The organism is Labilibaculum antarcticum, from assembly GCF_002356295.1.
Taxonomy (GTDB): Bacteria; Bacteroidota; Bacteroidia; order Bacteroidales; family Marinifilaceae; genus Labilibaculum; species Labilibaculum antarcticum.
This window is the reverse complement of the sequence record NZ_AP018042.1, coordinates 1,216,715-1,242,654: the sequence shown is the minus strand read 5'-3', so window position 1 is coordinate 1,242,654 and position 25,940 is coordinate 1,216,715. Positions and strand designations below refer to the sequence as shown.

At 36.0% G+C, this 25,940-nt stretch carries 22 protein-coding genes and 1 pseudogene; 7 read left to right on the top strand and 16 right to left on the bottom strand.

Going from position 1 to position 25,940, the window contains the following annotated elements:
• Positions 1 to 7: 7 nt before the first annotated feature.
• The 3 genes from ALGA_RS04610 to ALGA_RS04600 all read right to left on the bottom strand — a co-directional run bounded on the left by ALGA_RS04610 (position 8) and on the right by ALGA_RS04600 (position 5,385).
• Entirely contained in the window at positions 8 to 3,442 is a 3,435-nt protein-coding gene (locus ALGA_RS04610; protein ID WP_096428219.1) for a SusC/RagA family TonB-linked outer membrane protein, read from the bottom strand.
• A gap of 123 nt (positions 3,443 to 3,565) precedes the next feature.
• Positions 3,566 to 4,738, bottom strand: a complete 1,173-nt coding sequence (locus tag ALGA_RS04605; RefSeq protein WP_096428218.1) for a FecR family protein — start codon at positions 4,736 to 4,738, stop codon at positions 3,566 to 3,568.
• Between the two features lie 71 nt (positions 4,739 to 4,809).
• Complete coding sequence (locus ALGA_RS04600) at positions 4,810 to 5,385, bottom strand: RNA polymerase sigma-70 factor (protein ID WP_096428217.1); 576 nt, start codon at positions 5,383 to 5,385, stop codon at positions 4,810 to 4,812.
• A 62-nt stretch (positions 5,386 to 5,447) separates the two neighbouring features.
• Between ALGA_RS04600 and ALGA_RS23730 the strand changes: the two genes are divergently transcribed.
• Both ALGA_RS23730 and ALGA_RS23335 read left to right on the top strand, forming a co-directional pair.
• Positions 5,448 to 5,876 (top strand): ISAon1 family transposase N-terminal region protein, encoded by a 429-nt coding sequence (locus tag ALGA_RS23730; protein WP_449405338.1) that lies wholly within the window; start codon positions 5,448 to 5,450, stop codon positions 5,874 to 5,876.
• Positions 5,851 to 6,819, top strand: a pseudogene (locus tag ALGA_RS23335) (ISAon1 family transposase). Before ALGA_RS23730 ends, ALGA_RS23335 begins: the two are co-directional and overlap by 26 nt.
• A 629-nt stretch (positions 6,820 to 7,448) precedes the next feature.
• Here the strand turns inward: ALGA_RS23335 and ALGA_RS04580 are convergent.
• The 10 genes from ALGA_RS04580 to dnaK form a co-directional block, all read right to left on the bottom strand.
• Positions 7,449 to 8,072 (bottom strand): hypothetical protein, encoded by a 624-nt coding sequence (locus tag ALGA_RS04580; RefSeq protein ID WP_096428214.1) that lies wholly within the window; start codon positions 8,070 to 8,072, stop codon positions 7,449 to 7,451.
• Positions 8,073 to 8,148: 76 nt separating this feature from the next.
• The gene (locus ALGA_RS04575; RefSeq protein WP_096428213.1) at positions 8,149 to 9,054 is read right to left on the bottom strand and encodes a relaxase/mobilization nuclease domain-containing protein; all 906 of its coding nucleotides are present in this window, start codon (positions 9,052 to 9,054) and stop codon (positions 8,149 to 8,151) included.
• On the bottom strand, positions 9,044 to 9,406 hold the full coding sequence (locus tag ALGA_RS04570; protein WP_096428212.1) for a plasmid mobilization protein: 363 nt from the start codon (positions 9,404 to 9,406) through the stop codon (positions 9,044 to 9,046). The genes ALGA_RS04575 and ALGA_RS04570 overlap by 11 nt, the downstream gene beginning before the upstream one ends.
• A 107-nt stretch (positions 9,407 to 9,513) precedes the next feature.
• Positions 9,514 to 10,239, bottom strand: coding sequence for a hypothetical protein (locus ALGA_RS04565; protein WP_096428211.1), 726 nt, complete (start codon positions 10,237 to 10,239; stop codon positions 9,514 to 9,516).
• Positions 10,193 to 10,585: a hypothetical protein gene (locus ALGA_RS04560; protein WP_096428210.1), complete on the bottom strand. Its 393-nt coding sequence runs from the start codon at positions 10,583 to 10,585 to the stop codon at positions 10,193 to 10,195. The genes ALGA_RS04565 and ALGA_RS04560 overlap by 47 nt, the downstream gene beginning before the upstream one ends.
• Positions 10,582 to 10,935: a helix-turn-helix domain-containing protein gene (locus ALGA_RS04555; RefSeq protein ID WP_096428209.1), complete on the bottom strand. Its 354-nt coding sequence runs from the start codon at positions 10,933 to 10,935 to the stop codon at positions 10,582 to 10,584. Before ALGA_RS04555 ends, ALGA_RS04560 begins: the two co-directional genes overlap by 4 nt.
• 111 nt (positions 10,936 to 11,046) lie before the next feature.
• A complete protein-coding gene (locus tag ALGA_RS04550) occupies positions 11,047 to 11,724 on the bottom strand; it encodes a mobilization protein (protein WP_096428208.1) in 678 nt (225 codons plus the stop codon).
• 50 nt (positions 11,725 to 11,774) lie between these two features.
• The gene (locus ALGA_RS04545; protein ID WP_096428207.1) at positions 11,775 to 13,034 is read right to left on the bottom strand and encodes a site-specific integrase; all 1,260 of its coding nucleotides are present in this window, start codon (positions 13,032 to 13,034) and stop codon (positions 11,775 to 11,777) included.
• Between the two features lie 11 nt (positions 13,035 to 13,045).
• Positions 13,046 to 13,615, bottom strand: a complete 570-nt coding sequence (locus ALGA_RS04540; protein WP_096428206.1) for a helix-turn-helix domain-containing protein — start codon at positions 13,613 to 13,615, stop codon at positions 13,046 to 13,048.
• Positions 13,616 to 13,835: 220 nt separating this feature from the next.
• Positions 13,836 to 15,734 (bottom strand): molecular chaperone DnaK, encoded by a 1,899-nt coding sequence (gene dnaK, locus ALGA_RS04535; protein ID WP_096428205.1) that lies wholly within the window; start codon positions 15,732 to 15,734, stop codon positions 13,836 to 13,838.
• A 353-nt stretch (positions 15,735 to 16,087) separates the two neighbouring features.
• Here dnaK and panB point away from each other — a divergent pair, with 353 nt between their 5' ends.
• Complete coding sequence (gene panB / locus ALGA_RS04530) at positions 16,088 to 16,906, top strand: 3-methyl-2-oxobutanoate hydroxymethyltransferase (RefSeq protein WP_096428204.1); 819 nt, start codon at positions 16,088 to 16,090, stop codon at positions 16,904 to 16,906.
• A gap of 119 nt (positions 16,907 to 17,025) precedes the next feature.
• A complete protein-coding gene (locus ALGA_RS04525; protein WP_096428203.1) occupies positions 17,026 to 17,724 on the top strand; it encodes an RluA family pseudouridine synthase in 699 nt (232 codons plus the stop codon).
• Between the two features lie 73 nt (positions 17,725 to 17,797).
• Here the strand turns inward: ALGA_RS04525 and ALGA_RS04520 are convergent, their stop codons facing one another.
• A complete protein-coding gene (locus ALGA_RS04520; protein ID WP_096428202.1) occupies positions 17,798 to 18,283 on the bottom strand; it encodes a cytidine deaminase in 486 nt (161 codons plus the stop codon).
• 313 nt (positions 18,284 to 18,596) lie between these two features.
• Here ALGA_RS04520 and ALGA_RS04515 point away from each other — a divergent pair, with 313 nt between their 5' ends.
• Both ALGA_RS04515 and ALGA_RS04510 read left to right on the top strand, forming a co-directional pair.
• Positions 18,597 to 19,532, top strand: coding sequence for a glucosaminidase domain-containing protein (locus ALGA_RS04515; protein ID WP_096428201.1), 936 nt, complete (start codon positions 18,597 to 18,599; stop codon positions 19,530 to 19,532).
• Positions 19,533 to 20,220: 688 nt separating this feature from the next.
• Complete coding sequence (locus ALGA_RS04510; RefSeq protein ID WP_096428200.1) at positions 20,221 to 23,514, top strand: WD40/YVTN/BNR-like repeat-containing protein; 3,294 nt, start codon at positions 20,221 to 20,223, stop codon at positions 23,512 to 23,514.
• Positions 23,515 to 24,045: 531 nt separating this feature from the next.
• Here ALGA_RS04510 and ALGA_RS04505 read toward each other — a convergent pair.
• Complete coding sequence (locus ALGA_RS04505; RefSeq protein ID WP_145957572.1) at positions 24,046 to 24,426, bottom strand: hypothetical protein; 381 nt, start codon at positions 24,424 to 24,426, stop codon at positions 24,046 to 24,048.
• A 33-nt stretch (positions 24,427 to 24,459) separates the two neighbouring features.
• The gene (locus ALGA_RS04500) at positions 24,460 to 25,020 is read right to left on the bottom strand and encodes an RNA polymerase sigma factor (RefSeq protein ID WP_096428198.1); all 561 of its coding nucleotides are present in this window, start codon (positions 25,018 to 25,020) and stop codon (positions 24,460 to 24,462) included.
• 535 nt (positions 25,021 to 25,555) lie between these two features.
• Between ALGA_RS04500 and ALGA_RS04495 the strand changes: the two genes are divergently transcribed.
• Entirely contained in the window at positions 25,556 to 25,927 is a 372-nt protein-coding gene (locus ALGA_RS04495; RefSeq protein ID WP_096428197.1) for a DUF6249 domain-containing protein, read from the top strand.
• Positions 25,928 to 25,940: the final 13 nt, after the last annotated feature.

The window sequence follows — 25,940 nt, the reverse complement described above, 5'->3', positions numbered from 1 at the left end:
GTGTTTGTTAGAATGATAATTGTACGCCTGCAAAGAATGATTTATTGATAGGGTATAAGCTTCTATCAATTCCTGTATTTAGAACATTGCTACGTCCTACTTCAGGATCGATACCTGAGTAGTCGGTAATTGTAAATACATTCTGTGCGTTTATGTAGATTCTACATTTGCTAATTCCTAAACGATTGATCATTGATTTAGGTAGTGTATAACCTAGTTCGATATTTTTCAAACGAAGGAAAGAGCCATCTTCAAGGTAACGATTAGATTCGCGAGTGTTTGTATTGGCATCACCTATTACGGCTCTTGGCGTATTGGTGTTTGTGTTCGTTTCAGTCCAAGCATGTATTGACGAAGCCAAGAAGTTCTGTCCAGCTGACATGTTCTCTAAATAATAGCGATTACCGTTATAAAGCTCGTTGCCTTCAACGCCGTAGAACATCATAGAAAAATCAAAATCTTTGTATGAAGCATTAAAGTTGATTGAGTAAGTGAAATCAGGAATACCTGATCCTGAATACACCTTATCTTTTTCATTTAATTCATCATCACCATTTGTATTTTTAAAGCGAATATCACCTGGTTTGGCATTTGGTTGAAGTAAATCTCCTTTTTCATTTTTATGTGCATTTACTTCATCCATTGATTGGAATAAGCCATCAGTTTGATATAAGAAGAATGCACCTATTTCATAACCAGCTTTAGTTTGAGTTGGAAAATGCGAGTCTCCATACTTTAAACCTTCTCCAAATAAAGTTTGATCTTTACTTGCTAAAGCAACAACCTCATTTTTAGTTGTTGTGAAAGTTGTATTGATACTATATTTGAAATCACCATCTTGTTTGTAATAGCCTAATTCAAACTCAAGTCCCTTATTATTGATTTCACCAACATTCAATACCGGGCTGTCAAGGCCAGCAGAACCTGGTAGTTGACGATAAATTAACATATCTTCAGTTGTTGTATTGTAGTAGTTGATTGTACCATTGAACTTGTTTCCAAGGAAAGTGAAATCCAATCCTAAGTTTTTCGAGATTGTTGTTTCCCATTGAAGTTCCCTATTTTCAAGCCCTGTAGCAATAGATCCTGTCCATGGATTTGCTCCAGAACCGCGAACTGCTCCTAGTGCATAGTCATTCCCTGTACTAATTAAAGCTTGGTGGTCATAGTATCCAAGTGTAACTTCATTTCCTAGTTTACCCCAACTAGCTCTTAATTTTAAATTATCGATAAAGTCATAATCAGACATGAAATCTTCTTGAGTAATTCTCCATCCAAGTGCAACTGAAGGGAAAGTTCCATAACGTGACTTAGAACCAAACTTTGAAGAGCCATCTCGACGAGCCGTAATTTGTAGTAAGTATTTGCTGTCGAATGAATAGTTTACACGACCTAAAATTGAAGTTCTGGTGTACTCATTTTTACTTCCTGAAACGTTATAAGTACCACCTTTACCTGCATTTAAAGTTTTCCAGCTTGGATCAAGGAATCCTGCAGCCTCGTCTTTTGTGATTACAGTATCATCTTCAGCAGAATAGACCGTGGTTTTACCCGTAACGTTTGCTTCCATCCAATTGTTAGTAGATTTTGAAGCGGTATATCCAATTACTGATGATATCGAGTGTTTACCAAATTCTTTTTGAAAGTTTAATAAATGCTCCATTATTTGGTTACGGTAGTTTTTTCTGCTTTCTCCATAGTAGATCCAGTCTTCACCACCTTTTGCCGATTTGTCATATTTTGGATGGTAGTTCCACATATATGTATTGCTATTTATTAGACCAAGGTTAACCTGATAAGATAACCAATCTGTAATTTTTAGGCGACCAGTAATATTTGCAGAAAAATATTGGAGATCAGTTTCGCCTTTTTGGTTTATGTGATTAGCATATGGATTTTCATGTGATGGCATATCACCATATGTCAATTTCACATTTCCATTTTCATCAAAAGGAGAAATAAGAGGTGTTAGCTTATAGGTGTCTGATAAGGAGAATTTCATATCTTGATTGGTGGTTTCAGCATAGGAAATGTTGGCATCAACGTTTAGGCGACCTTTCTTCATTCCTAATTTGGCACGAAGAGTTTTCTTAAGGTATTCACTACCAATTAGAGTTCCTTCTTCGTCGTTCCAACTACCCGAAATACCATAGTATCCTAAGTCGTTACCACCATTAATACTTAGGCTATAGTTTTGTTGAAGTGCAACACGAGATACCTCATCTTGCCAATCAGTGCTAGCTGTAATAGGAGCAGTTACGTAATCTGGTAAAGCTTGTTTGTCAGAATCTGCGGCATATTGGTTGTAGTTATCGTACATCATTTTATGCACTTTCACATAGCCTTCAGAGTCCAAAAGATTAAGCTGATCAATTGCTTTTGTTTGTCCCATATACATGTTGAAATCAACACTTATTTTACCCTTGTTACCTTTCTTTGTTGTGATTAGAACCACACCATTGGCAGCACGTGAACCATAGATGGCAGCGGCTGCACCATCCTTAAGGATTTCGAAAGATGCAATATCATCAGGGTTAAGTAATGACATTGATCCGGGTAAACCATCGATAATGTAAAGAGGTTCGTTGTTACCAACAGTTCCAATACCACGAATAGTAATACTAGATCCTGCTCCTGGAGCTCCACCATACTTAGTAATGGTTACACCAGCAACTCTACCTTGTAAAGCATTTACTGGGTTTGATGATGGTGTTTTTGCTAAATCTTTTCCTTTTACTGAGGAAACAGCACCTGTAAGGTCACTCTTTTTTTGAGTTCCATAACCAACAACAACAATCTCATCAAGGCCTAAGTTTTCTGATTCAAGTACGATGTTTAAAGTGTTGCCAGTAACAACAACTTCTTGTGCAGTCATCCCTACAAAAGTGAAAACAAGCGTTTCTCCTTTTTCAACAGGTAAGGAAAATTTACCATCGAAATCGGTACTCGTACCATTTGATGTTCCCTTCACTACAATTGAAACCCCGGGAACAGAAAGTCCATCGTCAGCAGATGTGACAATACCTGTTACGATGTTTTGTTCTTGAACTTGTACTGGAACGACTATTACTGGTTTTTCAACTTTAGGTTGAATAATAATGACTTTATCATGAATTTCATAAGTAGAACTAGTGCCTTCTAAGCATTTATCTAGAATTTCCATAACTGTAGCCTCTTCAAAATCATATTCTAAATTGCTAACATCTTTTACATCCGAAGAATTATACAAAACTGTGAATTCAGTTTGCTTTCTTATTTTTTGTAAAACATTTTTTAAACTAGAATTATTTAATTCCATTGACAACTTAGTCTGCTGAGAATAAGATCCTGTAGCAAATAAATTCATGGAAGAGACTAGCATTAAAATGATCAAATTCTTCATAAAGAATAGGGTTTTCCTTTTGAACCAATAAGAATCATGGTTCTCTAGCATTTTTTTCATAAATTTGTTTTTTTAGGTTAACATTTTGTTCAGATAATAGGATGTAACTTAAACAGGGGGAATGTTAGAGCATTTCCCCTATCTTATTTTTCATAATACATCCCTAGGATTTATATATAATAGTTACTCATACTTTTTAACAAGAATAGCATCCTCCTTAACTAAGAACTTAACCGACTTGGTTAGCTCAAAAAGTTCAAGTAATTGATTTAGATTTTCGTAACGCTCTAATCCTCCCGTAAATTGAACCTTTTTTAAATCAGATGATTCATAAAAGATCTTCAAATCGTACCAATGACTTAATTCATCAAGAATATCACTTAACTTTTCATCTTCGAAATTGAACATACCCTTACGCCAAGCAATTTCTTGATCCACATCTATTATTTTCACTCTTAACTTAGGTGATGTTCCTGAAATCGCTTGCTCATTGGGTTTTATCACTACATGATCTCCAAGACCATTATCAATAAGAACTTTTCCTTCAACTAGAGTGGTAAATATTTCATCTTGCGATTTATAAGCTTTAACATTAAACACTGTACCCAGAACTTGAATTTTAGTAAGACCTGTTTCAACAATAAATGGTTTTTCCTTATTATGTGCCACTTTAAAATGAGCTTCGCCAGAAATTTTTACTTTACGAACATTAGTAGTAAATTGTACAGGGTAAGTAATACTCGATTCAGCATTTAACCACACCACTGTACTATCCGATAAAATTACTTTGAAGTTTGTACCTCGAGGTACATTTATGGTATTGTAACCCTCATGTTTTTTCTTCTCCTGATTAAATGCTAAGTAATCAACAGTATTTTCCTCTTTTTTAATATTAACTTGACTTTCGTTGATCAATCTTTCACCTTCCTTTTTTATAAATACCTTTTCACCCGTAGAAAGTTGAAGTTCAACTTGACCAGCTTTAGCTTTTATAGGTGCAGTCTTTGCAAGACTATGAAAATCAGGGACAGGATTTAAAACAAAATATCCAATAATTGAAGTGGTCAGCACGAGAGCAATGGTAGCTGCTACTTGCAATTGTCTCATTCTAAAATGAGATTTTACTTTTGTTTGTTTCACAAAAGCATTAAAAGCAGGTAAATGATCTATAGCTTCTGGAGTACCAGCGTGTTTTTGTTTTTCATGGAATTTTTTTGCCTTCACAAAATAATTTTGATTTTCAATGGCATCTACCAACCACGCATCAAACTCAAACTGATCTGATTCGTTAAGCTTTTGATCTACCGCTTTACGGAAGATTCTCCAATTGATTTCGATGTGTTTTTTTATCTTCATTTACCTATTAGTAAACTATAGGCAAAAATAGGGTGACAGGAAAGTAAATTATTTTTTAAAATAACTGATGCCTAGAGAAATTTATTTAGAGCATGCCAAACCAATACAGAAGTTAACATCTCTTTAGACAACTCCATTTTTAGGCGTTTGTATGCACGTTTCATATAAGTTTTTACTGTATTTGCGGAAATATTAAGTTCTTCTGCAATTTCTTTGTATTTCAAGCCACTGAAAGAATGAAGTTCAACAACTTTACGCATCTGCGGAGAAAATTCTTCAAAAATGCTATGGAACTTTTCTTTCAACTCATCCTCTGGTAAAGATGAATAGTCCATAGCATACAAGATCGCTTCTTTGACCTGATCTTGGTGTTTATCTATAAGCTTGAGTTTTTTAATTCGATTAAAGGTTTTATACTTGACACAGGAATACAGATAGGTCTTTATGCTACTGTTAATCAATATGTTTTTATCCTTATTCCAAAGATCAAGAAATACTTCTTGAACAATATCTCGAGCCTCTTCCTCATCAAACAAAATACCTTCTGCAAAACGAACCAAAATCTCATAGTAATCCCTGTATAGCATTTCGTAAAAGCCAGTATCCTTAGGTATTAGCATTTGTTCTTGAGGGTTTTTTAGGGTCATTTAGGCTTGTTTTTCAAGCTAAAATTAGAATTAAAATTTAAGAATACAAGTTTAAGGGATCAATTCGAAAAGTTGGTGGAGCAAAAGGAATAATTTATTTTTGTTGTCTTAAATTTAGACTATGGATTCAACAAAAGGTCACTACAAACTCTTACTTCAAGCTATTTTACCAGAAGAGATTTGAGATCACTCAAGTTATTATCGATGAAAAGCGATTGGATGTTCATCTAGATGAATTACATCAATTCCCAGAAGAATTTTCATCTGAAAAGCTAACTTCAAAAGGCTTTCAGTCAGCAGTGGTGATTCAAGATTACCCTATTCGAGAACGAATGGTTTATTTGCATGTTCGCAAAAGAAAGTGGCTCATATGTTCTACGGGTCAGATTGTAAGTAGAGATTGGGATTTAATTGCAAAGGGAGCTCGATATACAAAAGGGTTCGCTTCTTTTTTAAAAGAATTATTTGGACAAATACCCGATCAGCAGTAAAAGCCTTAAAAAGCATTACCATATCGATGGGAATCAATTTTCCGAGCAATACAAGGAACACTTAAGTGATTTTAATCAGTGGGATCAGAAATCTCATGCTCACAAGTGGATGATTTTTCCTGAAAATATTGGTCCTAACCTAAGTATTGATGAATCAGCCTTAACTAATGGAGAGCTTTATACAATAATTACCAATAAAGTAGCTAAAGGTCGAAAAGGAGCACTAGTTGCCATGATTCAAGGTACTCGATCTGAAGATATTATATCAATCTTAAAGAAGATTTCTGGGAGTATTAGAGGTTTTGTCGAAGAAGTAACTCTGGATATGGCAGGAAGCATGAATAAAATCGCACAAAGAAGCTTTCCCAAAGCAAGCAGGGTTATTGATCGTTTTCATGTCCAGAAATTAGCTTATGACGGTTTACAGGAAATGCGAATAGCTCATCGTTGGGATGCTTTAAATGAGGAATCTAAAGCAATAAGAAAAGCAAATTACAGGGAAGAAAAATATCAGTCAGTCGTATTTGATAATGGGGATTCTAAAAAGCAACTTTTAGCAAGAAGTAGGTATTTACTTTTTAAATCTGCAAACAATTGGACGAGAAGTCAGAAAAAACGTGCAGAAATTTTATTTGCTCAATATCCTGATATATAAGAAGCATACATGTTAACACATAACCTGAGGTTAATATTCACACAAACCAAAGAAAAAGGTATTGCTTACACAAAATTAGCTCATTGGTTTAGAAAGGTTGAAGAGGCTGGATTCAAGGCCTTCACAAGTATTAAAAATACTATCCATGATCATTATCAAGGTATTTTAAACTACTTCGAAAATCGAAGTACAAATGCTTCTGCTGAATCTTTCAATGCAAAAAACTCTAAAATCTTGCTTTCGCCCTTTGCAATCAATTCTGGTATTCTCATTTTACTTTTTCCTTAATGCCCAAAACAACTTATCCACTACTTTTATTCTAAAAGCAGGTACCGTTTCTCAAACTGATTTAGATAGTTCACTTTTGGCAACCTTTATCTCAGAATCTTCCCATTCGAGGTTATTTTGTTTTTGTATAAGTTTTTCTATTTTATCTTGAATACAAATTTAGAATTATAATATGATACTTCTTTATTAAATAAAATATTAAGAAGAGTGTCTAATGAAAACCATAAATAATGGCATTTTTTTGGAATGATTATGAACTGTATTTTTTCAATTATCCAGTTGGATGAAATAATTTATTAATTCCCAAATCTTAAACACCCCAAACTTAATTTCATTCAAATTACAAAAGGAATCGGAATAAATGGAGTAGGAGAGTTGGAGGCAAATTAATGTTCAAGTGTTTTTACCGCTTATTTGCAATGAATTTGCTTTTCGAAGAATGAGAAAGGTATATTCATTGCAAAAAGGAAAGCTTTTTCAAGAAACTCTTGAATATTGATTTGTAGCGTTTATGCCGAAGTCTTTTGTAACCGCAGGCTTGTTTGGATTAAATTGAACTTCTTTGTTTGCGATTTGGGATTAACTTTAAACTAAATGCATTATTAATGTTAATTCTATTCCTGAAGAACTTATTGTTCGGGATTGCGACTAGTTTCCTTAGATACCAATTCCTCTTTAGCTTTTAATTCATATTCTTCTACATCTTTGCGCATGCTTTTTATTAATTCCTTGTTTCTGCTGATATGAAATATCGTTTCGATATTTTGTAAGTCAGTTGAATTTACACCACGATTTGAGTGAATGTATCTGAATTTTAAATCGCTGTCTGAAAGCCTATAATTCTCTACTTTTAATACGATAACACAAAATAGTAGCAACATGAAAACGATTATCGAGCCGATTTTCCAAAGTTTAAAATTGTTTATTTCGGTGTTTTTTTTATTCTTGTTAGGGTAACACTTTAAATTCTTCAAATCAATATGTAAATCATTAATGCCCTCCAAAAGCTCTTTTTTGGAGTTTTGGATTAGGGGAATAGCTTGTTGAAATTCTTTTTTAGTAGAATAAATTATAGCTTTTTGTATCAAGCTTAAAAGTTCCTCTGTAGTAATTGTCTTAGATTTTTCTTCTTTTTTAGCAGAAAGCTCTGCTTGGGTTCGAGGGGTGTCATCTTTTTCTAATTCTTTCGCGATAACAGAAATCTGACTTTTGATTTCTTCAAATAGGGCAGTAATAAAATTATCGTTATTCATCTTATTATTTTATTTTATGATAAAAGATAGAATTTGTCTCAGTTTATAGGGATTTGTTTTATTTTTAATGCTTTAATTATCGTCTCAAACCTTTTTTCTTTTTCTTTCGTGCTTTCTGTTTTAAATGTTCTGCATAATCTTGATTGTTGGAGGTCGATGAATTCAGTGAATTGAGCAAACCTCTTATAGAAGCATGTCCTCTTGTAATACTCAGCTTGTTCTTAAGGCCTGGTTCTGATTGAATCTTCGTGGACAATTCATTTTGTTGCAGGCGGTAAGTAATTTTGGAATAGCTAAATGCGCGGTCAACTTTAGAACCGTTGAGTTCATATTCGTTTTTGCCAAAGCGAACTCCTTGAATTTTGTCAGTATTCCCATTTTTTCGTAATTCAATGGTAATACCCGATTTTTGAAGTGCAGCTTTAAGCTCTTGCCAATTCACGCATTTAGGAATAGCTGATTGAAGTGTCTGGTAAATTTCATATTTGGTTTTATCGGGTTCTCTTAGCCGATGTTCTTTTACATTTTCCTTCCCCGAAGCAATATATAAACCGTAACTTTTTGTCAGTTCTAGGCAAACTTTTGTGTTCCGTAACTTTTCTTTTTTATCGGAGATTCTGTTTCCATTGTTATCAATACGATTAATTATGAGGTGTAGGTGGGGATGCTCAGTGTCAAAGTGACGAACAATAATGTATTGTGTATTTTCATACCCCATTTTTCCCAGGTATTTATTAGCAACATCAATCATGAATTGATCCGTTATTCGGCTTTTGTCTTGTGCTGAAAAATCAAGCGAGATGTGTGCCACTGGTTTTGAAATTTTTGGTCTCATTTTACTTTGGGTAATAAAACTTTGAATGATTGATGTTTTATCTTTTAATCGTACTCCTTCCCCATAAAGTAAGCGAGCATCTTTTTTATCCAGAACATAGTTCACTGCTCCCCGAAATCCCCTTCCCTGAACTATTTTAGCAATCATTTTCAATGCGTATAATTAATTGATCTAATTGTTCATTCATAACAAGGCATCTATTGTGTACATCTGAATATCCGGAAGTATTGGCAGTGCGAGCAATCTGATTTACATTGTTTGCCATACCGCAAAGCTGACGAATATACCCCATTAGTTCGGGCGTAAGTCGCTGTTTTACCAAACTGGAGCGAATACACCGACGAATAAATTCACTACGGTTAATTCCTGCAAAACTAGCTTTGGCTTTCAGGGTATAAAATTCTTCCGTAGCCATTTTAACAGTTACTTTATACCCCTTCTTTTCCGAAGGTCTTTTGACTGGTCGGCCATTTGTATTTCTGTTTTTTATTGTTTTCATATTTATTAGCTAATTGAGACCGGCGGGATATTTATGTCTCGTAGAGCAAGGTTTTGGTCAGACCAAAACACAAACTTGCTCCCCTAGAAATTTACACGCCTGAAGTTCTAAGTTCTCCTGCTTTCACCTTCCAAAGTGATGAAGTTGAACATCATTTTCAGACGGTCGCCAATCATTTTACCATAAAATTCATCAGTTGAAAGTGTATTCAGAGTAAAATTTGAAGTTGCATGTGTAAGAGCTCCCATATCGCTTCTCAAACTCAGTAATTCAGATATTGGGCGAATAACATTTCCATAATCCTGAATTGTTTTTGATTCACGTCCAAACTCATCTATAATCATTGGACGGCGTACAAAATTATTCGCCGATAGCTTTTGGATTTTCTCTTGCAATTCCACAGCTTTGATAAACAAAAGCAGAGGATGATTCAGATCAAATTTTGTTACAATATGGTTATGAAGCAATGAGTAGGTTTCAAGGAGTATGGTTTTTCCACATCCATATTTGCCTTGCAATAATATCCCTTTGGTCAAATTGCCCGTAAAAGCGGAATTATTGGTTGAGTAATAGTGAAGTTGCTGTATAACAGGTTCATTGTTTTCATCGATAACAAAGTTTTTGTTCTGGTGTCGTTTGTGTAAACAAGCAGTACCGAACATGATAAACAAGCTTCTAAATTCGGAATACTTGAATGGCAAAAGAAAACGCCGTTGCCGAATCTTATTCTTTTCAACAATAATAATTTCTTTAGCATCATTTTGCAATGCTTTAATAGCATTTTGTCTAATCAAAATCACTTCCTGTATGGACAAATCCTTTTTTCTTTCCATTTGAATTCATCTTTAAGTTTTTGTTTTTAGTATTAATATAGTAAGGTGAGTGTTTAAGTTTGGGTTTAGGTGTCAGAATCTGATACTTAGTTTTAACCCTATAACCGCCCCCAGGAATATAGTTTAACAGTTCAGCTTCTTTCAGTCTTTCTCTGGCAGATTTCAATACTTGTAGGGATATATTGGCATTGGCCACCATACGTTTGTCTGCAAATTCAATCCACTCTGCCCAAAACGAGCGATTTGCTAAATGAATTAGAAAAAAATACAAACGGGTTTCATTTCCGGTAAAATTCTTTTGTTCATCTACTCGCCAAAAATTGGCCAATAATTCAAATAAATTCATCTTCGGATACCTTTAGAACGTTTTTTGAATTCTATTTCTGCCTCGTTTTCAATCTCTTTCAAAGTTTTCTTTTTGCCGCTGGTGATCCAATTTAGTAGTTCATCTTCAAAAAAATAGAGCTTCTTGCCATTTTTGTAACAGGGGAGCATGCGTTTTTGGACAAGTGCATAAATCGTAGGTTTGGCTTTTCCAATGACTCGACAGGCCTCTTCAATGCCTATTGGGATACGTTTTTGAGGTAAAGTAGGTGCTTGACCTTTTTCAACAAGAAGTTTCAGCTTTTCCACTTCATTTACCAAATGAGCAACTGCTTTTGGTAAATTTTCAAAAGAAATCTCATTTACATTCATAACTATCGTTTTTAATGGTTATGGTGTAAATAAATGATGTGTTTCTGCTGTGTTTTACTACACTGGAAAAAACACAATAAAAACACAGGAAATAATGATTATTATTTGTCGTTATTGTTCTGAAATGCTTTTTCGAATTTTAATGATGCCTTTCAGTTCATCATCTTTTAAGTGGCTTTTTATGGTATCGGTTTCAACATCTTTCAGGTAATTCGCAAATACGCTTTTGAGAAAAAAAGAAACATCTTCTTGTTTGCTCACTCTAAAATGTTTCCAGATATTCCATCCAAAATGATAAAAATCAAGATTCGATAAACCATTAGTAATTATGGGTTTTATGCTCTGTAGAGATTTCGTTTCTGCATAAAATATTACATATTGACAAAGCAAATCCAAGTCTTGTTCTGAGCAATAAGCAGCAAACTCATTTTGAATGTACTTAATGGCAATATCTTTTTTATCCTGCTCATTTTTATCTTTCAACAGTTGCTGCACGGTTCTAATCTCTTCAAACTTTTCTGAAATATTAGATTTTTTATTAGACAGGCTTGAGTGCTTCTTTTTTCGAAAAAATGTCCGGACAATTGAAGAAAAAAGGCCATCAATTAAAAACGCAAGAATGGCGTAAATTAGTACACCAAATAAAGTAACTACGCAAAATACAATTCCAGCGGTGAACTCATCTATTCCAATATTAATTACAAACATTCTTGCAACAGTACCCAACAATATACACGCTAACAGAACAGACAAATAGATTATGATATATTCAAAATGTTTGGGATGCATCTTTTGTTTTATTTAAATGGGTCTTTGTTTGTAATAGTTTTAATAACTGCTTATAAGTCCGTGTATTTTATATTATCCAATTTTATGGTTTGTGCTGCTTTATTTTTCTTCTCGTCTATCACTTTGGCATAAATTTGTGTGGTTTTCACATTTGTATGTCCAAGCATCTTGCTAACTGTATAAATATCAGTGCCATTTGATATTTGCAAGGTAGCAAATGTATGGCGAAAGCAATGAAAAGTAATTTCCTTTTTAATTCTTGCTGTCTTAATCCAGTGTTTAAGTGGTCGGGAAATCCAAGAAGGATTGGCCAAATCTTCAAATACTAATTGCTCGGGCTGATCAGGTTCTCCACAAAGCTGCAAAGCTTGTTCCGAAATGGGCATATACTCAACACCTTTTGTTTTTTGTTGAGTAAAATGAATTCTTGCCTGATTACCGTTTATTTTAATTTCACTCCATTTAAGATTCTGAATATCGACATGTCTCAATCCTGTGAGGGCAGAGAAAAGTGCCGCTCTTTTAAGAACATCACTCTCGCAAGGTGTAGCTACAAGCGTATTCAATTCGTCAATTGTCAAATATTCACGACGTGACTCTTTCTCCTGAATTCCTTTAATTTTAGCAGATAAATCACCTTCTAGATATCCATCAATAAAGGCTTGTTTGAGGGCCGCTTTAAAAATTGAATAATAGGTTGCAGCGGTATTTTGAGAAATAATACCGCTTTTATTACCTCCCTTAGGTGCTGATAGAAGGAAAAGCTTAAAATCTTCAGCTATTGCAACATCTAATTGAGAAAATAAAAGTGTATCTCCTGCAAACTGCTTTAATAATTCATTTGAACGTTGCCAATTAAATTGAATAGATTTCGAGCTATTAGTGTGGCGTTTAAAAGTTACTTTTTCAAAATATTCAATGAAATTATGTTGTAACCGTTCCTTTCGTTCAACTTGAGCATTTTCTGTATTATTGTACAAATCTGCATGATCATATTCACGTTGGCGAAGCTTCCGAATACCATCTGCGTATAACATACTTTCACTATCAATTTCACTCCGGCATATAATTATGCCATTATCATTACGTTTGGGTTTGTAAGTTTTCTTACCATTTGGATTGGTGCGGGCAGTCCGGTTCTTATTCAATTCAATAGTGGTTACACTTCTGTTCAGATATTCCCTAATGCGTTGAGGAGTAGTTTTGCCTGGAACAAATACCGGGTAACTTTCCAAATAAATAGACCATTCTTTTCGGTCTTCTATTTTACGAAGCCTAACGGTTACTTTTGTTTTTGAAAGTTGTTTCATGGGATGTTAGCTTAGTTTGTTGAAAATAATTTGTCAATTTGCTCCTTCGGCACATACACAAACTTTCCAACTTGTCGTCTTGGGATGCCGTACCGACGAATTGTGTTGTTTACTGTAGAAGGAGATATTCCAAATTTTTCGGATATTTCACCAATCTTATAACATTCGTTTGTTTCATAGTGCATTCTTACTGGTTCTTCTTTGGGCTCTTCTGGCAAATCTACAGCGGTAAACATAGCTTCCATATGCAAACGACTAATCCTAGTTAATCGCTGCCCTAGGTTAAAAGCTGGAATTTTACCGGCAATAATAAGGCGACGAATTGTATCTTTTGATATCCCAAAAAGAATAGTCGCTTCTGTAATAGAAATATAAGGACGGGTTTGAATATCTGCAATTTTATCAATAGACTTTTCCAGTAATGTTTGTTTTTGTTCTGCTTTCTTTGCTTGTTTTTTTTTCTCTTTTCCTGATTTATTTGCACAGTAAGGACTACAAAAGCGAGTGGCTACAGTTTTGGCTTCGAAAGGCTTTCTGCATTGCTCACAAAGCTTGGGTATTTTCAGATTACTTTTCGCCATAGATTTTCACTTATTTGTCACGTCATTTTAATTAAGGTGTGATAAGACCTTTTAACGCGCACATAATCACCTAATAGCGCGCGGTACTAATATGGTACAAATGTAGTGCAAAAATCAATAGAAAACCATTAATTTTTACATTTGAATAAAAAAGAAAACCCCAGTAAAGTGTTGCTTTACTGGGGTTTAGTTGTTTTTATCTATCGTTTGTGATAGTGCTTTACTTAACTTCTTCGAAGTCTACATCAGTAACTTCGTCATTTTGTTTTGCATCAGCATGAGCTTCTTCACCATCTTGTCCGGCTTTAGGATCTTTTGCCTGAGCATCATACATCTCTTGAGAAGCTGCCTGAAATACAGTGTTCAACTCTTCAACTGATGTATTACATGCATCAACATCCTGAGCTGCGTGAGCTGCTTTCAATTTGGCTAAAGCATCTTCGATAGGTTGCTTTTTGTCAGCAGGAAGTTTATCGCCGATTTCTTTCAATTGCTTTTCAGTCTGGAAAATCATACTGTCAGCTTTATTCAAAGCATCAACTTTTTCTTTAGCTTCATTATCAGCAGTCTCGTTTTCTTTTGCTTCCTGTCTCATTCTTTCGATTTCTGCATCAGATAATCCCGATGAAGCTTCGATACGAATACTTTGCTCTTTTCCTGTTCCTTTGTCTTTTGCAGAAACATGAAGAATACCATTCGCGTCAATATCAAAAGTTACTTCAACTTGAGGAACTCCACGAGGTGCTGGTGGAATGCTGTCTAAATGGAAACGACCAATTGTTTTGTTACCATTCGCCATTGGACGCTCACCTTGAAGAATATGAATTTCTACAGAAGGCTGATTATCAGCAGCAGTTGTAAAAGTTTCAGTTTTCTTAGTAGGAATAGTTGTGTTCGACTCAATTAAACGTGTCATTACACTTCCCATTGTTTCAATACCTAAAGAAAGAGGAGTAACATCTAAAAGAAGTACATCAGTAACATCACCAGAAAGAACACCACCTTGAATTGCTGCACCAACTGCAACAACCTCATCAGGATTAACTCCTTTTGAAGGAACTTTTTTGAAGAAATCTTCAACAAGTTTCTGAATAGCAGGAATACGAGTTGATCCACCAACTAAAATTACTTCGTCAATTTCTGAAGTTGAAATACCAGCATCTTTAAGAGCCAATTTACATGGCGCAAGAACAGCTTGAATCAATTTGTCAGACAAATTTTCGAACTGTGCACGAGATAATGTTTTAACAAGGTGCTTAGGAATACCATCTACTGGCATAATATATGGCAAGTTGATTTCAGTACTAGTAGAACTAGAAAGCTCAACTTTAGCTTTTTCAGCAGCTTCTTTCAAACGCTGAAGAGCCATTGGATCTTTACGTAAGTCAATATTCTCGTCAGCAATAAATGCTTCAGCCAACCAGTCAATAATCACCTGATCGAAATCATCACCACCAAGGTGAGTATCACCGTTAGTTGATTTTACTTCGAATACACCGTCACCTAATTCAAGAACAGAAATATCGAAAGTACCACCACCAAGGTCAAAAACAGCAATTTTCATATCCTGATCTTTTTTATCAAGACCATATGCCAATGCTGCTGCTGTTGGCTCGTTAATAATACGTTTTACTACAAGACCAGCAATTTCTCCAGCCTCTTTTGTAGCCTGACGTTGTGCATCGTTGAAATAAGCAGGAACAGTAATTACTGCTTCAGTTACTTCTTGTCCTAAATAGTCTTCAGCAGTTTTCTTCATTTTTTGAAGAACCATAGCTGAGATTTCTTGTGCAGAATATTTACGATCGTCGATAAGAACACGAGGTGTGTTGTTATCACCTTTGATTACTTTATAAGGAACGCGACTAATTTCTTTCGTCACTTTATCGAATCCTTCTCCCATGAATCTCTTGATAGAAGAAATCGTTTTAGTAGGATTGGTAATAGCCTGACGTTTTGCAGGATCTCCAACTTTTCTTTCACCGTTTTCTATAAAAGCAACAATTGATGGTGTTGTTCTTTTACCTTCGCTATTAGGAATAACAACAGGCTCGTTACCTTCCATTACAGAAACACAAGAGTTAGTAGTTCCTAAGTCAATTCCAATTATTTTACCCATTTCAATATTTATTTAATGTTCTAAATTCTATTAATTGTTTGGGATGTTTGTTTCATCCGTTAGCATTTAATCAAAGCTTGTGCCATAATTCATTTTGCCAAAAGAAGTGTAATTCTGACATCGGAAGACAAATATTTACCCATTCGCATGACATGTTTTCTGCCAAAAAGACAGAATAGGCTAGTTTGGGATTAAGAATTATAAATTACAAATTCAGTTCTGTCGCGAAAAGGATTTTAAGTTTCTCTCTTAGTTTTAAAACATTTACCTTTCTTCTTTTATCTTGTTGCTTTTACCTTATTTTATAACTTTGTAATTCGAAATTTGCCAAACTAATATCAAAATTTTAAAAAATGTCAATCCATAAAGAATCCGCAAAGAGAGTAACCACACATGTACTTGCGGAAATGAAATTGAAGGGAGAGAAAATTTCTATGCTCACTTCTTACGACTATTCTATGGCAACTATTGTTGATAGAGCAGGAATAGATGTAATTCTGGTTGGAGATTCGGCCTCGAACGTAATGGCTGGTCACGAAACAACTTTGCCAATTACTTTGGATCAAATGATTTATCATGGAGCATCCGTAGTAAAAGCAGTTCAGAGAGCTCTTGTGGTTGTCGATTTGCCTTTCGGAACTTATCAGGGGAACTCAAAAGAAGCATTAAATTCGTCCATTCGAATTATGAAAGAGGCCAGTGCTGATGCTGTGAAATTAGAAGGTGGACGTGAAGTTTTGGAATCGGTAAATCGAATTCTTTCTGCAGGAATTCCTGTAATGGGGCATTTGGGATTAACTCCACAGTCTATTCATAAATTTGGAACTTACGCAGTTCGTGCCAAGGAGGATGAAGAAGCTGAGAAATTAATTGAAGACGCTAAAATGCTTGAGGAAGCAGGCTGTTTTGCAATTGTGTTGGAGAAAATACCAGCGATATTGGCTACGAAAGTTGCCCAGAGTGTTACCATTCCGATTATTGGAATTGGTGCCGGTGGCGGTGTTGATGGTCAGGTTTTGGTAATTCATGATATGTTGGGAATTACTCAGGAGTTTTCACCTCGTTTCTTAAGAAGATATCACAATTTGTTCGATGAAATAAAAGGAGCTGTGGAAAATTATATCAGTGATGTGAAATCAAAAGATTTTCCGAACGAAAAGGAGCAGTATTAAGACGTATAAAAGGAGGGCTAAAGTTAAAGGCATCAAGTATTATCCGGATGATAAGTATCAACCTTTTTTTCTTATCTTTGCGCGCTTTCATTTGAAAATTAAATAAATAAGGACTACCAATGGCGAAAGAACAATTGGATATATTATTCGAAGACAATCATATAATTGCGATCAATAAGAGGTGTGGTGATATTGTACAGGGTGACAAAACGGGGGATGAACCTTTAAGTGAAAAGGTCAAAGCCTATATAAAGGAGAAGTACAACAAACCTGGAGATGTTTTTTTAGGTGTACCGCATCGTATCGACAGACCTGTTAGTGGTGTTATTATATTTGCTAAAACGAGCAAGGCTTTAACTCGCTTAAGCCTGATGTTTCAGCAAAAAGACAAGGAAATCAGTAAAATATACTGGGCGATTGTTCAAAACTGTCCAAGATTGGAAGAGGAAACATTAACTCATTTTTTGTTGAAAAACGAGGAGAAGAACAAATCCAATGTGTACGACAAATTAAAACATGGAGCTAAAGAAGCAAGTTTGGAATATAAGTTAATGACTCGGACTCAGAATTATTTTTTGCTCGAAGTTAAACTGCACACTGGACGTCATCATCAGATTCGTGCTCAGCTGGCCAAAATTGGAGTTCCAATTCGTGGCGATTTAAAGTACGGAGCACCTCGCTCAAAAAATGGCGGAGGAATTGGTTTACATGCTCGTGAAATATCTTTTATTCATCCTGTAAAGCAAGAACTTATTCGAATTGTTGCTCCAGTTCCTCAGAATGATAATCTTTGGAGAGAATTGGCGAATCAGTTATAGGTAAAGACCTCTTAAAAAGAATATAAAATGGCTAAATCATCAGCAAGCGCTTACGATTTAGCCATTTTTAATATTATTCATCCAGCATTTCTTTTTCAAAATACAAGGGAAGCATTTCTTTTATCGTTTTAACGATTTTGATTTTTTTCTCACCAAACAATATCAACTTAATTGGCTGATTAAATCTTTCTTCTGTTTCCAATAATACCTGTCGGCATGAGCCACATGGTGGAATTGGGTTTTCTGAAAATTGACCATTAGTTCGAGCAGTAATTGCAATCGTCTTTACAGGTACATCAGGATATTTTGAATTGGCGTAAAACATGGCAACACGCTCGGCACACAATCCTGACGGATAAGCCGAATTCTCCTGATTATTCCCTTGAATAATATCCTTGTTCTCGAGCAGAATGGCTGCGCCAACGCTAAATTTTGAATAAGGTGAATAGGAACGAAGAGCTGCTTCTTTGGCATTTCTCACCAATTCTTGTTCTTCCAGAGATAATTCATCTATTGAATTGTATTCGAATACAGTTGTAATTATTTGGGTTTTCTTCATTGTTATTCTGTTTGCTCAGATTGTTTACGGATTATTGTTATTCCCGGTGTAAGAAATGAAAGCTTGTATCCATCTCAAATGGCAATTAAATTAATACTTTCTGAAATTTAAACATTTTTTTAATAATTGTAATAAACAAGCAAGAATAGGCGTTTCAATACATCAGAAACAAATTGTTAATTAAATTAATTGTTTAAAGTAACGGAGGATAACAGGATTGTTATATTTTTATGGTTGTTTTGGAAATCACGACTAATATATACATAAATAGAATGATTTCCCATTTTTACACGATTCAAAAAATCTAAACCGAATGAAGAGAGTTTTAATATATATAGTACTTAGTTTTATTTTGGGTTCATCTGTGTTTGCAAAAGGCTTAACCAGAAAAGAGTACATCGAAAAATATAAGGAACTAGCTGTTCGTGAAATGCAGCGAACAGGGATTCCTGCCAGTATTACCTTGGCTCAAGGGTTACTTGAATCCGGGAACGGAAATTCATTACTGGCTACAAAAGGGAATAATCATTTCGGAATTAAGTGTCACGATTGGACGGGTCCGAGCATGAAAATGGATGATGATCATAGAAGAGAGTGCTTTCGAAAGTATGATCATCCGTATGATTCTTATAAGGATCATTCTCAATTTTTAACCTCACGATCGCGTTACGCGTTTTTGTTTAAATACAATTCAGATGATTACAAGCATTGGGCTCATGGATTGAAAAAAGCAGGATATGCTACCGATCCTCAGTATGCTCATCGGTTAATAAAAATAATTGATGAGGAACATTTACACAAGCTTGATATAAAAGGGAAAGGTGATGATTTCATTATTGAAAGACCTACGGGAACCGATCTGGCAGATATTGATTCTGGTTATGAAATTGATCCATTTGGAGCACGATTGGAAATAGCGAACGGAGTACATTATATAGTTACTAAAAAAGGCGATACATTCTATAGTATTGAGAAAAGCCTAGACGTAAACCGGAGGAAACTGTTGAGGTATAATGATCTTCCTAAGAATTACATTTTGCAACTCGATCAGCGATTGTATTTGCATAAAAAGCGCAGGAAAGCAGCCAGAGGTTACAATTTTCATAGGGTGAAAGAAGGCGAAAGCTTGTATGGTATTGCACAAGAATATGGAGTTCGATTGAAGAGGATCCGAAAAATTAATGATGTAGATAAGAATTATAAGCCCGTGCTTGGAGAACGAATATGGCTAAGACATAAAAAGAGATAAATAATTAAATCCGGTTCGAAAGAATCGGATTTTTTTATTGTTGTACCATATTGGAATTTATTTTTATTTTGGGCGTTCCCCTTCGGGTCGGGTCATCCGCTTTTACTCCTCGCTCGTACCTCACTGCGGGGTAACCGCTTCTACCCCTAACGCAAAGTCATAGATGAAAGCAATTAGTTTTAAATATAAAACAATTCCGATAGCTCCAGTGAATTTATAGGTCTAGAGTATTTTGATTTGTAACATTGATAAAATTGAATATTACGGTGCTCTGCACCTTATCTTATGTGGTTACATTACTTTCTACAAATATATTGCACACCTCTGGTGCTTAAGGAAACTGAATGCTTTGTTAAGGTGCAGAGCACCGTAGTCTTTGTAGCAATTGTGGACATTGGAAATCAAAGGTGCAGAGCACCGTAATATATCAGTAATTATACCTTTTAGATTTTGCAATCACTTACAAAGTCAACGAAATAATGAGCATTCTTTTTATCGAATTGAAAATTTAAAAACTGCAGAATTGATATCTGGATGAATAGGATATAAGTAATAATAGAGTTCTGATCTAGGAATTTTAATTGGAATCCCGTAAATTCAACAGACGATATAAAACACACTTAAACAAGTCTGATAGTGAATGGTTTACTTGCTTTGTCAGTTCTTGTTACACCTTAAACTATAACTCATGAATATCTTAACACATGGCTTGAAACGATCAGGCTTTTTCCTATTGCTCGCAGGGATGTTAATTCAGCCCGGATTTCTGCAGGCAAAAAAGAAAACAACCGAACCGGTTGTCGATTCATTACTTAACTCGAAACTGGTAAACGGTTTAAAATTCAGAAATATAGGACCTGCCACAACCTCGGGTCGTATTGCTGATTTTGCCGTAAATCCAAACAATCACAGCGAATACTACGTGGGAATTGCCAGTGGTAATATTTTTAAAACCATCAACAATGGAACCACCTGGCAACCAGTTTTTGATAAATATGGTTCGTATTCCATTGGAGTCGTTACTATGGATCCGAATAACAGTAATGTGGTTTGGGCAGGAACTGGAGAGAACAATCATCAAAGAGCTTTGGCTTATGGCGATGGAGTATATAAAACCATGGATGGCGGTAAAAGCTGGAAGAATATGGGTTTGAAAGAGTCTCGTCACATTGGTGGAATTGTTGTTGATCCGCGAAATTCAAATATCGTATTTGTTGCCGCAGAAGGTTCCGTTTGGGGACCAGGAGGCGATCGTGGTTTATACAAAACTACTGATGGAGGCGAAAGCTGGAATAAGGTGTTGGAAATAAGCGAAAATACGGGTGTTAATAATGTGATCATCGATCCCGTTGAGCCAAATATCATGTATGCCACATCAGAACAACGTCGCCGTCATGTGTATGCAAAAATTAATGGAGGACCCGAATCTGCAATTTATAAGTCCACTGATGGAGGAGAGAATTGGAGAAAACTAAAATCAGGATTGCCTGAAGTTGATATGGGAGGAATGGGAATTGCCGTTTCGCCGGTGAATCACAATTACGTGTATGCTATTATTGAGGCTGCTGAAGACAAAAGTGGATTTTTCCGCTCAACCGACAGAGGTGAATCGTGGACGAAAATGAGTGATTATGCAAGCAGCGGACAATACTATAATGAGATTTATTGCGATCCTCTTGATATAAATAAAGTATATTCGGTTGAAACCCGCTCTCAATTCACCGAAGATGGTGGAAAGACCTGGACTCGAATGGGATTAAAAGATCGCCATGTTGACGATCATGCACTTTGGATTGACCCGAGTGATACCAATCACTTCATGATTGGTGGTGACGGAGGAATCTACGAAAGTTTCGATGCGGGTGATACCTATCTTTTCAAATGCAACCTTTCTGTAACACAGTTTTACCGGGTTCAGGTTGACAATGCCTTGCCATTTTACAATGTTTATGGTGGAACTCAGGATAATAACACGCTTGGCGGGCCATCTCAAAATATCAGTAAAAAAGGAGTAACCAATGCCGATTGGGAACCAATTTTGGGTGGAGACGGATTTTGGGCACAGATCGATCCAACCGATCCAAACATTGTTTATTGCGAATATCAGTATGGTAATTTGTATCGTTACGATAAAAAAAGTGGTGAGAAAATTGAGATTAAAGCCCGCGAGCCAAAAGGCGAACCTGCTTACAAATGGAATTGGAACGCTCCGGTTATTCTCAGTCATCATTTAAATACCCGATTGTATGCCGCAGCTAATAAACTGTTGCAAAGCGACGATCGTGGAAACACCTGGAAAGTGATCAGTGGTGATTTAACAACGGGTAAAGATCGTGATTCATTTAAGGTAATGGGACAATATTGGTCGGCCGATGCAGTGAAAAAGCATGTATCAACCTCTCAGTTCGGAACGATAATTTCATTGGCAGAATCTCCACTAAAAGAGAACTTTCTGTATGTGGGAACTGATGATGGATTAATTCAGGTTAGTGAGAATGGCGGAGAGCAGTGGGTGAAGTATTCTTCATTCCCGGGAATACCTCAATACACATATGTGAGCGACTTATTGCCTTCGAAACACAACGAAAATGTGATTTATGCTTCGTTTGATAACCGCAAACGCGATGATTTTAAACCATACATTTTAAAGAGTTCTGATAAAGGAAAAACATGGACGAACATAGCCGGAAATCTTCCTGAAAATGGAACGGTACATACCATCGAACAAGATTTTATCGATCCTGAATTGTTATTTGTAGGAACAGAGTTTGGTGTGTTTTTCACCAAAGATGAAGGTGAGAATTGGATTCAGTTAAAATCTGGGATTCCAACCATTGCTGTTCGCGATCTTACTATCCAGAAACGCGAAGGCGATTTGGTAGCTGCTAGTTTTGGTCGCGGTTTCTTCATTCTGGATGATTATTCACCTTTGCGAAGTGTAACATCTCAAATGATTGAACAAGAAGCGCAGCTTTTCCCTGTAAAGGATGCCTTAATGTACATTCAAAAAGGAGGAAAAGGAAGCATGGGATCAACCTATTTTACTGCTCCGAATCCTGAGTTTGGTGCTGTTTTCACCTACTATCTTAAGGAAGTACCAAAAACAGCCAAACAAATCCGTCAGGAGAAAGAGAAAGAGCTTACCAAGGCAGGTTCTTACATTCCACAGCCAAGTTGGAAAGAGATGGAAGATGAGGCTAAGGAAGTGGCTCCATACCTTGTTTTTGTTGTGAAAGATATGGATGGGAATGAGGTAAGAAGAGTGGCTGATAAAGCTCAGAAGGGAATTAATCGTACCCATTGGGATCTTCGCTTCCAGTCTTTGAATCCTATAAAAGACAACGAATTCAAGCCAACCAAAGAAGCAAAATCGGGCATGTTGGCAATGCCGGGAGCTTATCAGGTTGAAATGGGAATGGTGAGGAATGGAGAATACAAATTGTTGACCGATGCCGTCTCTTTTAAAGCCGTAACCTTAAACAACACAAGTTTACCAGCCGAAAATCGTGCTGAATTGGTGGCTTTCCAGCAAAAAGTGGCAAATATGTCGAGAGCCATTCAGGGAAGCATGCAACTTAGCAATTCGTATAAAAGCAAAATTAATGCAATTAAAATGGCTCTGTTGCAAACACCGGGTGCCGGTGCAAATTTAAGTGCAAAAGTTAAAGACCTGCAGCAGGAAGTAGATGCAATTGATTTCCTGTTTAATGGAGTAGAAGCTCGTGCCAGTGGCGAAGAAATTCCACCTGCACAAATTCCAATATCAAACAGAATTGATAATATTATTGGAGCACATTGGGCCAGCACATCGGGTGTTACTCAAACGCAAAAAGAACAATTCAAAATTTTAAAAGAGGAATTTCCACTTGCATTACAACGACTTCATGCTGTTGCAAAAGAAATGAAGATGATTGAAGCAGAATTGGAAAAAGTGGGTGCTCCCTGGACACCAGATCGTCTTCCGGTTTACGAGGTAGAATAACAGAACGACCTGACGGCGGTTTTTTCAGCTCCGTAAGAGTCTTTTTTCAAGTACAAAATGGGGCAATCCAATAGCGGATTGCCCCATTTCATTTATTATCTCATTCCATCCTTCTCCGTTAGAAAAAGCGGCAGGGAAATGAGGTTCTTTAGTAAATTAAAAATTATTTGTCTGTATTTGCTTATGGTGTTCCGACTCCAAGTCGAGGTATCAATAATAAGGATGGGTTAAAATGAGATATTTGGAATCCAAACTAAAGTAGGAAACCCAAGAGTGAATAATAAAACCGTTTTATAAAATTGAATATAACGGTGCTCTGCACCTTATCTTTTGTGGTTACATTATTTTCTACAAATATTAGCACCTCTGGTGCTTAACGAAATTGAATATTTTGTTGAGGTGCAGAGCACCGTCATCTTTGTAGCAATTGAGCACATCGGGAATTAAAGGTGCAGAGCACCGTAATATTGCTAATTTATTTATCTGCACTTCACCTTTAGGAGAAGGGGCTGGGGATGAGGTTCTTCTAATCTATTGATCCAATTGATCTTTAGTGCGACTTAGCAGAAATGTGTCGGCTACCTGAATCGAAAGAATGCACAGCACACCAAACAGAATCGGATATTTGTAGGTGAAAACCAAATCCAGAATCAAATCTACTTTCGCCGATTTTAAATAGTAAAGCAGGCCAAAAGCGATTCCGGGAATTCCAATATAGCCCAAAGTCATCATTAGCATACGCAACAATGCCTCACGAACCGATTTGCGTTTTTCCACTTTCTCAGTCACTAAATCCGCAAAATCAGTAGGTATTGAAACCAATAAATCTTGCTCAAGACTCTCCTTAAGCAGCTCATCAATCAGCTTCAATTCATCTAAATTCCATTTTTCTTCTGTATTTTCGAAATTCATATTCATACTATTTCTTCCTCTCCTATTTGCGATTTAAACATCTTGGGTCAATTCGCTTTTCTCCAACATTTCTTTCAGCATTTTCCTGGCTCTAAAAATATAGTTTTTCACAGTTCCCTCGGGCAATCCTGTAATTTCAACAATCTCATTGTATCCATATTCCTCCAAATGATACAAACTCAAAACCGTTTTGTACTTAGCCGGCAGTTTGTCAACCATTTGTTTAACCATCTCTTTCAACTCTTTTTTCTGCGTCAACTGCTCTGGGTTTTCATCCGAAACTCTGCTGTGTTGAAGCAGTTCATATTGCGATTCGCCAATATCTACATCGGGCTTTCGCTTTCTTAAATGATTCACCGATACCCGGTAAGCGATGGTTGCAATCCAGGTCGAAAGTTTCGAATCACCTCTAAATCCGGGCAGTTTCTGATGCACCTTTATGAAAACCTCCTGCGCCACATCCTCCAAATCTTCCTGTTGATTCAACAATCTTCCGGCTACATGAAACACCAATCGCTCATATTGCTTCACCAAATATCGGAAAGCTTGAGGATTGCCATTACATATCTGTTGTATCAGCTCGGTTTCGTTCATCTTTGAAAGAGTAGACAAGTACTCTCATTTATTTGTTGCACGATATCGGAATTAATTTTCATTTTATTTTGGGCGTTTCCCTTCGGGTCGGGTCATCCGCTCATACTCCTCGCTCGTACCTCACTGCGGGGTAAGCGCTTCTACCCCTAACGCAAGGGCATACGCGAAAGCAATTAGTTATAAATATAAAACAATTCCAATAGCTCCAGTGAATTTATAGGTCTAGAGTATTTTGATTTGTAATCCCATTGATAAAATTGAATATTACGCACCTCTGGTGCTTAACGATATTGAATATTTGGTTGAGGTGCAGAGCACCGTAATATTTATAAAAGAATGACCTGTCAGAGTTCGCAGTAACTGACAGAGTCAACAAAATGATCTGCAATAGACAATTCTCCGAATTAAAAATTCTCAACTCTAAAAACCCAGATTACAAATCTGGGTCAGCAAAAAAAATAAGACTTTTTGCAACATTCTGCAAAGCACTTTGGTCTAATAGGCAAAATAGATTCAGAAACTTAAAACTTAAAATATGAAATTAGATGAATTATTAATGGTTGCCGTGGTGTTCTTTAGTATCATCACCTTTGTGAAAATCTTATCTGCACATTTTTTAAAAAGAAAACTGATTAAAGCAGGCCATTTCGAAAAGGCAGGTATTTTGGAGCAGGATGCAGAAATTGAAGTAAAGAAACAGGTAAAATACGATCAGTATCCAGCTTTAAAATGGGGTCTGGTAGCATTTTTTGGTGGACTTGGATTCATTGTTATGGAATTGTTGGCGGCTTCAAATCCAATGTTTAAGCAGTATGATAGCGCAATGCCTTACGGAATCTTTTTTGTTTCTATTTCAATTGGTTTTCTGCTGTATTACCGAATTATGAGCAGAAAAGTAAAAGAGTAAACTTCTTTAAGAG

Excerpts from the sequence above, each read along its gene's own strand:
- ALGA_RS04610 (WP_096428219.1), bottom strand. The coding sequence starts at position 3,442 with ATGAAAAAAATGCTAGAGAACCATGATTCTTATTGGTTCAAAAGGAAA.
- ALGA_RS04605 (WP_096428218.1), bottom strand. The coding sequence starts at position 4,738 with ATGAAGATAAAAAAACACATCGAAATCAATTGGAGAATCTTCCGTAAA.
- ALGA_RS04600 (WP_096428217.1), bottom strand. The coding sequence starts at position 5,385 with ATGACCCTAAAAAACCCTCAAGAACAAATGCTAATACCTAAGGATACT.
- ALGA_RS04580 (WP_096428214.1), bottom strand. The coding sequence starts at position 8,072 with ATGAATAACGATAATTTTATTACTGCCCTATTTGAAGAAATCAAAAGT.
- ALGA_RS04575 (WP_096428213.1), bottom strand. The coding sequence starts at position 9,054 with ATGATTGCTAAAATAGTTCAGGGAAGGGGATTTCGGGGAGCAGTGAAC.
- ALGA_RS04570 (WP_096428212.1), bottom strand. The coding sequence starts at position 9,406 with ATGAAAACAATAAAAAACAGAAATACAAATGGCCGACCAGTCAAAAGA.
- ALGA_RS04565 (WP_096428211.1), bottom strand. The coding sequence starts at position 10,239 with ATGGAAAGAAAAAAGGATTTGTCCATACAGGAAGTGATTTTGATTAGA.
- ALGA_RS04560 (WP_096428210.1), bottom strand. The coding sequence starts at position 10,585 with ATGAATTTATTTGAATTATTGGCCAATTTTTGGCGAGTAGATGAACAA.
- ALGA_RS04555 (WP_096428209.1), bottom strand. The coding sequence starts at position 10,935 with ATGAATGTAAATGAGATTTCTTTTGAAAATTTACCAAAAGCAGTTGCT.
- ALGA_RS04550 (WP_096428208.1), bottom strand. The coding sequence starts at position 11,724 with ATGCATCCCAAACATTTTGAATATATCATAATCTATTTGTCTGTTCTG.
- ALGA_RS04545 (WP_096428207.1), bottom strand. The coding sequence starts at position 13,034 with ATGAAACAACTTTCAAAAACAAAAGTAACCGTTAGGCTTCGTAAAATA.
- ALGA_RS04540 (WP_096428206.1), bottom strand. The coding sequence starts at position 13,615 with ATGGCGAAAAGTAATCTGAAAATACCCAAGCTTTGTGAGCAATGCAGA.
- dnaK (WP_096428205.1), bottom strand. The coding sequence starts at position 15,734 with ATGGGTAAAATAATTGGAATTGACTTAGGAACTACTAACTCTTGTGTT.
- panB (WP_096428204.1), top strand. The coding sequence starts at position 16,088 with ATGTCAATCCATAAAGAATCCGCAAAGAGAGTAACCACACATGTACTT.
- ALGA_RS04525 (WP_096428203.1), top strand. The coding sequence starts at position 17,026 with ATGGCGAAAGAACAATTGGATATATTATTCGAAGACAATCATATAATT.
- ALGA_RS04520 (WP_096428202.1), bottom strand. The coding sequence starts at position 18,283 with ATGAAGAAAACCCAAATAATTACAACTGTATTCGAATACAATTCAATA.
- ALGA_RS04515 (WP_096428201.1), top strand. The coding sequence starts at position 18,597 with ATGAAGAGAGTTTTAATATATATAGTACTTAGTTTTATTTTGGGTTCA.
- ALGA_RS04510 (WP_096428200.1), top strand. The coding sequence starts at position 20,221 with ATGAATATCTTAACACATGGCTTGAAACGATCAGGCTTTTTCCTATTG.
- ALGA_RS04505 (WP_145957572.1), bottom strand. The coding sequence starts at position 24,426 with ATGAATTTCGAAAATACAGAAGAAAAATGGAATTTAGATGAATTGAAG.
- ALGA_RS04500 (WP_096428198.1), bottom strand. The coding sequence starts at position 25,020 with ATGAACGAAACCGAGCTGATACAACAGATATGTAATGGCAATCCTCAA.
- ALGA_RS04495 (WP_096428197.1), top strand. The coding sequence starts at position 25,556 with ATGAAATTAGATGAATTATTAATGGTTGCCGTGGTGTTCTTTAGTATC.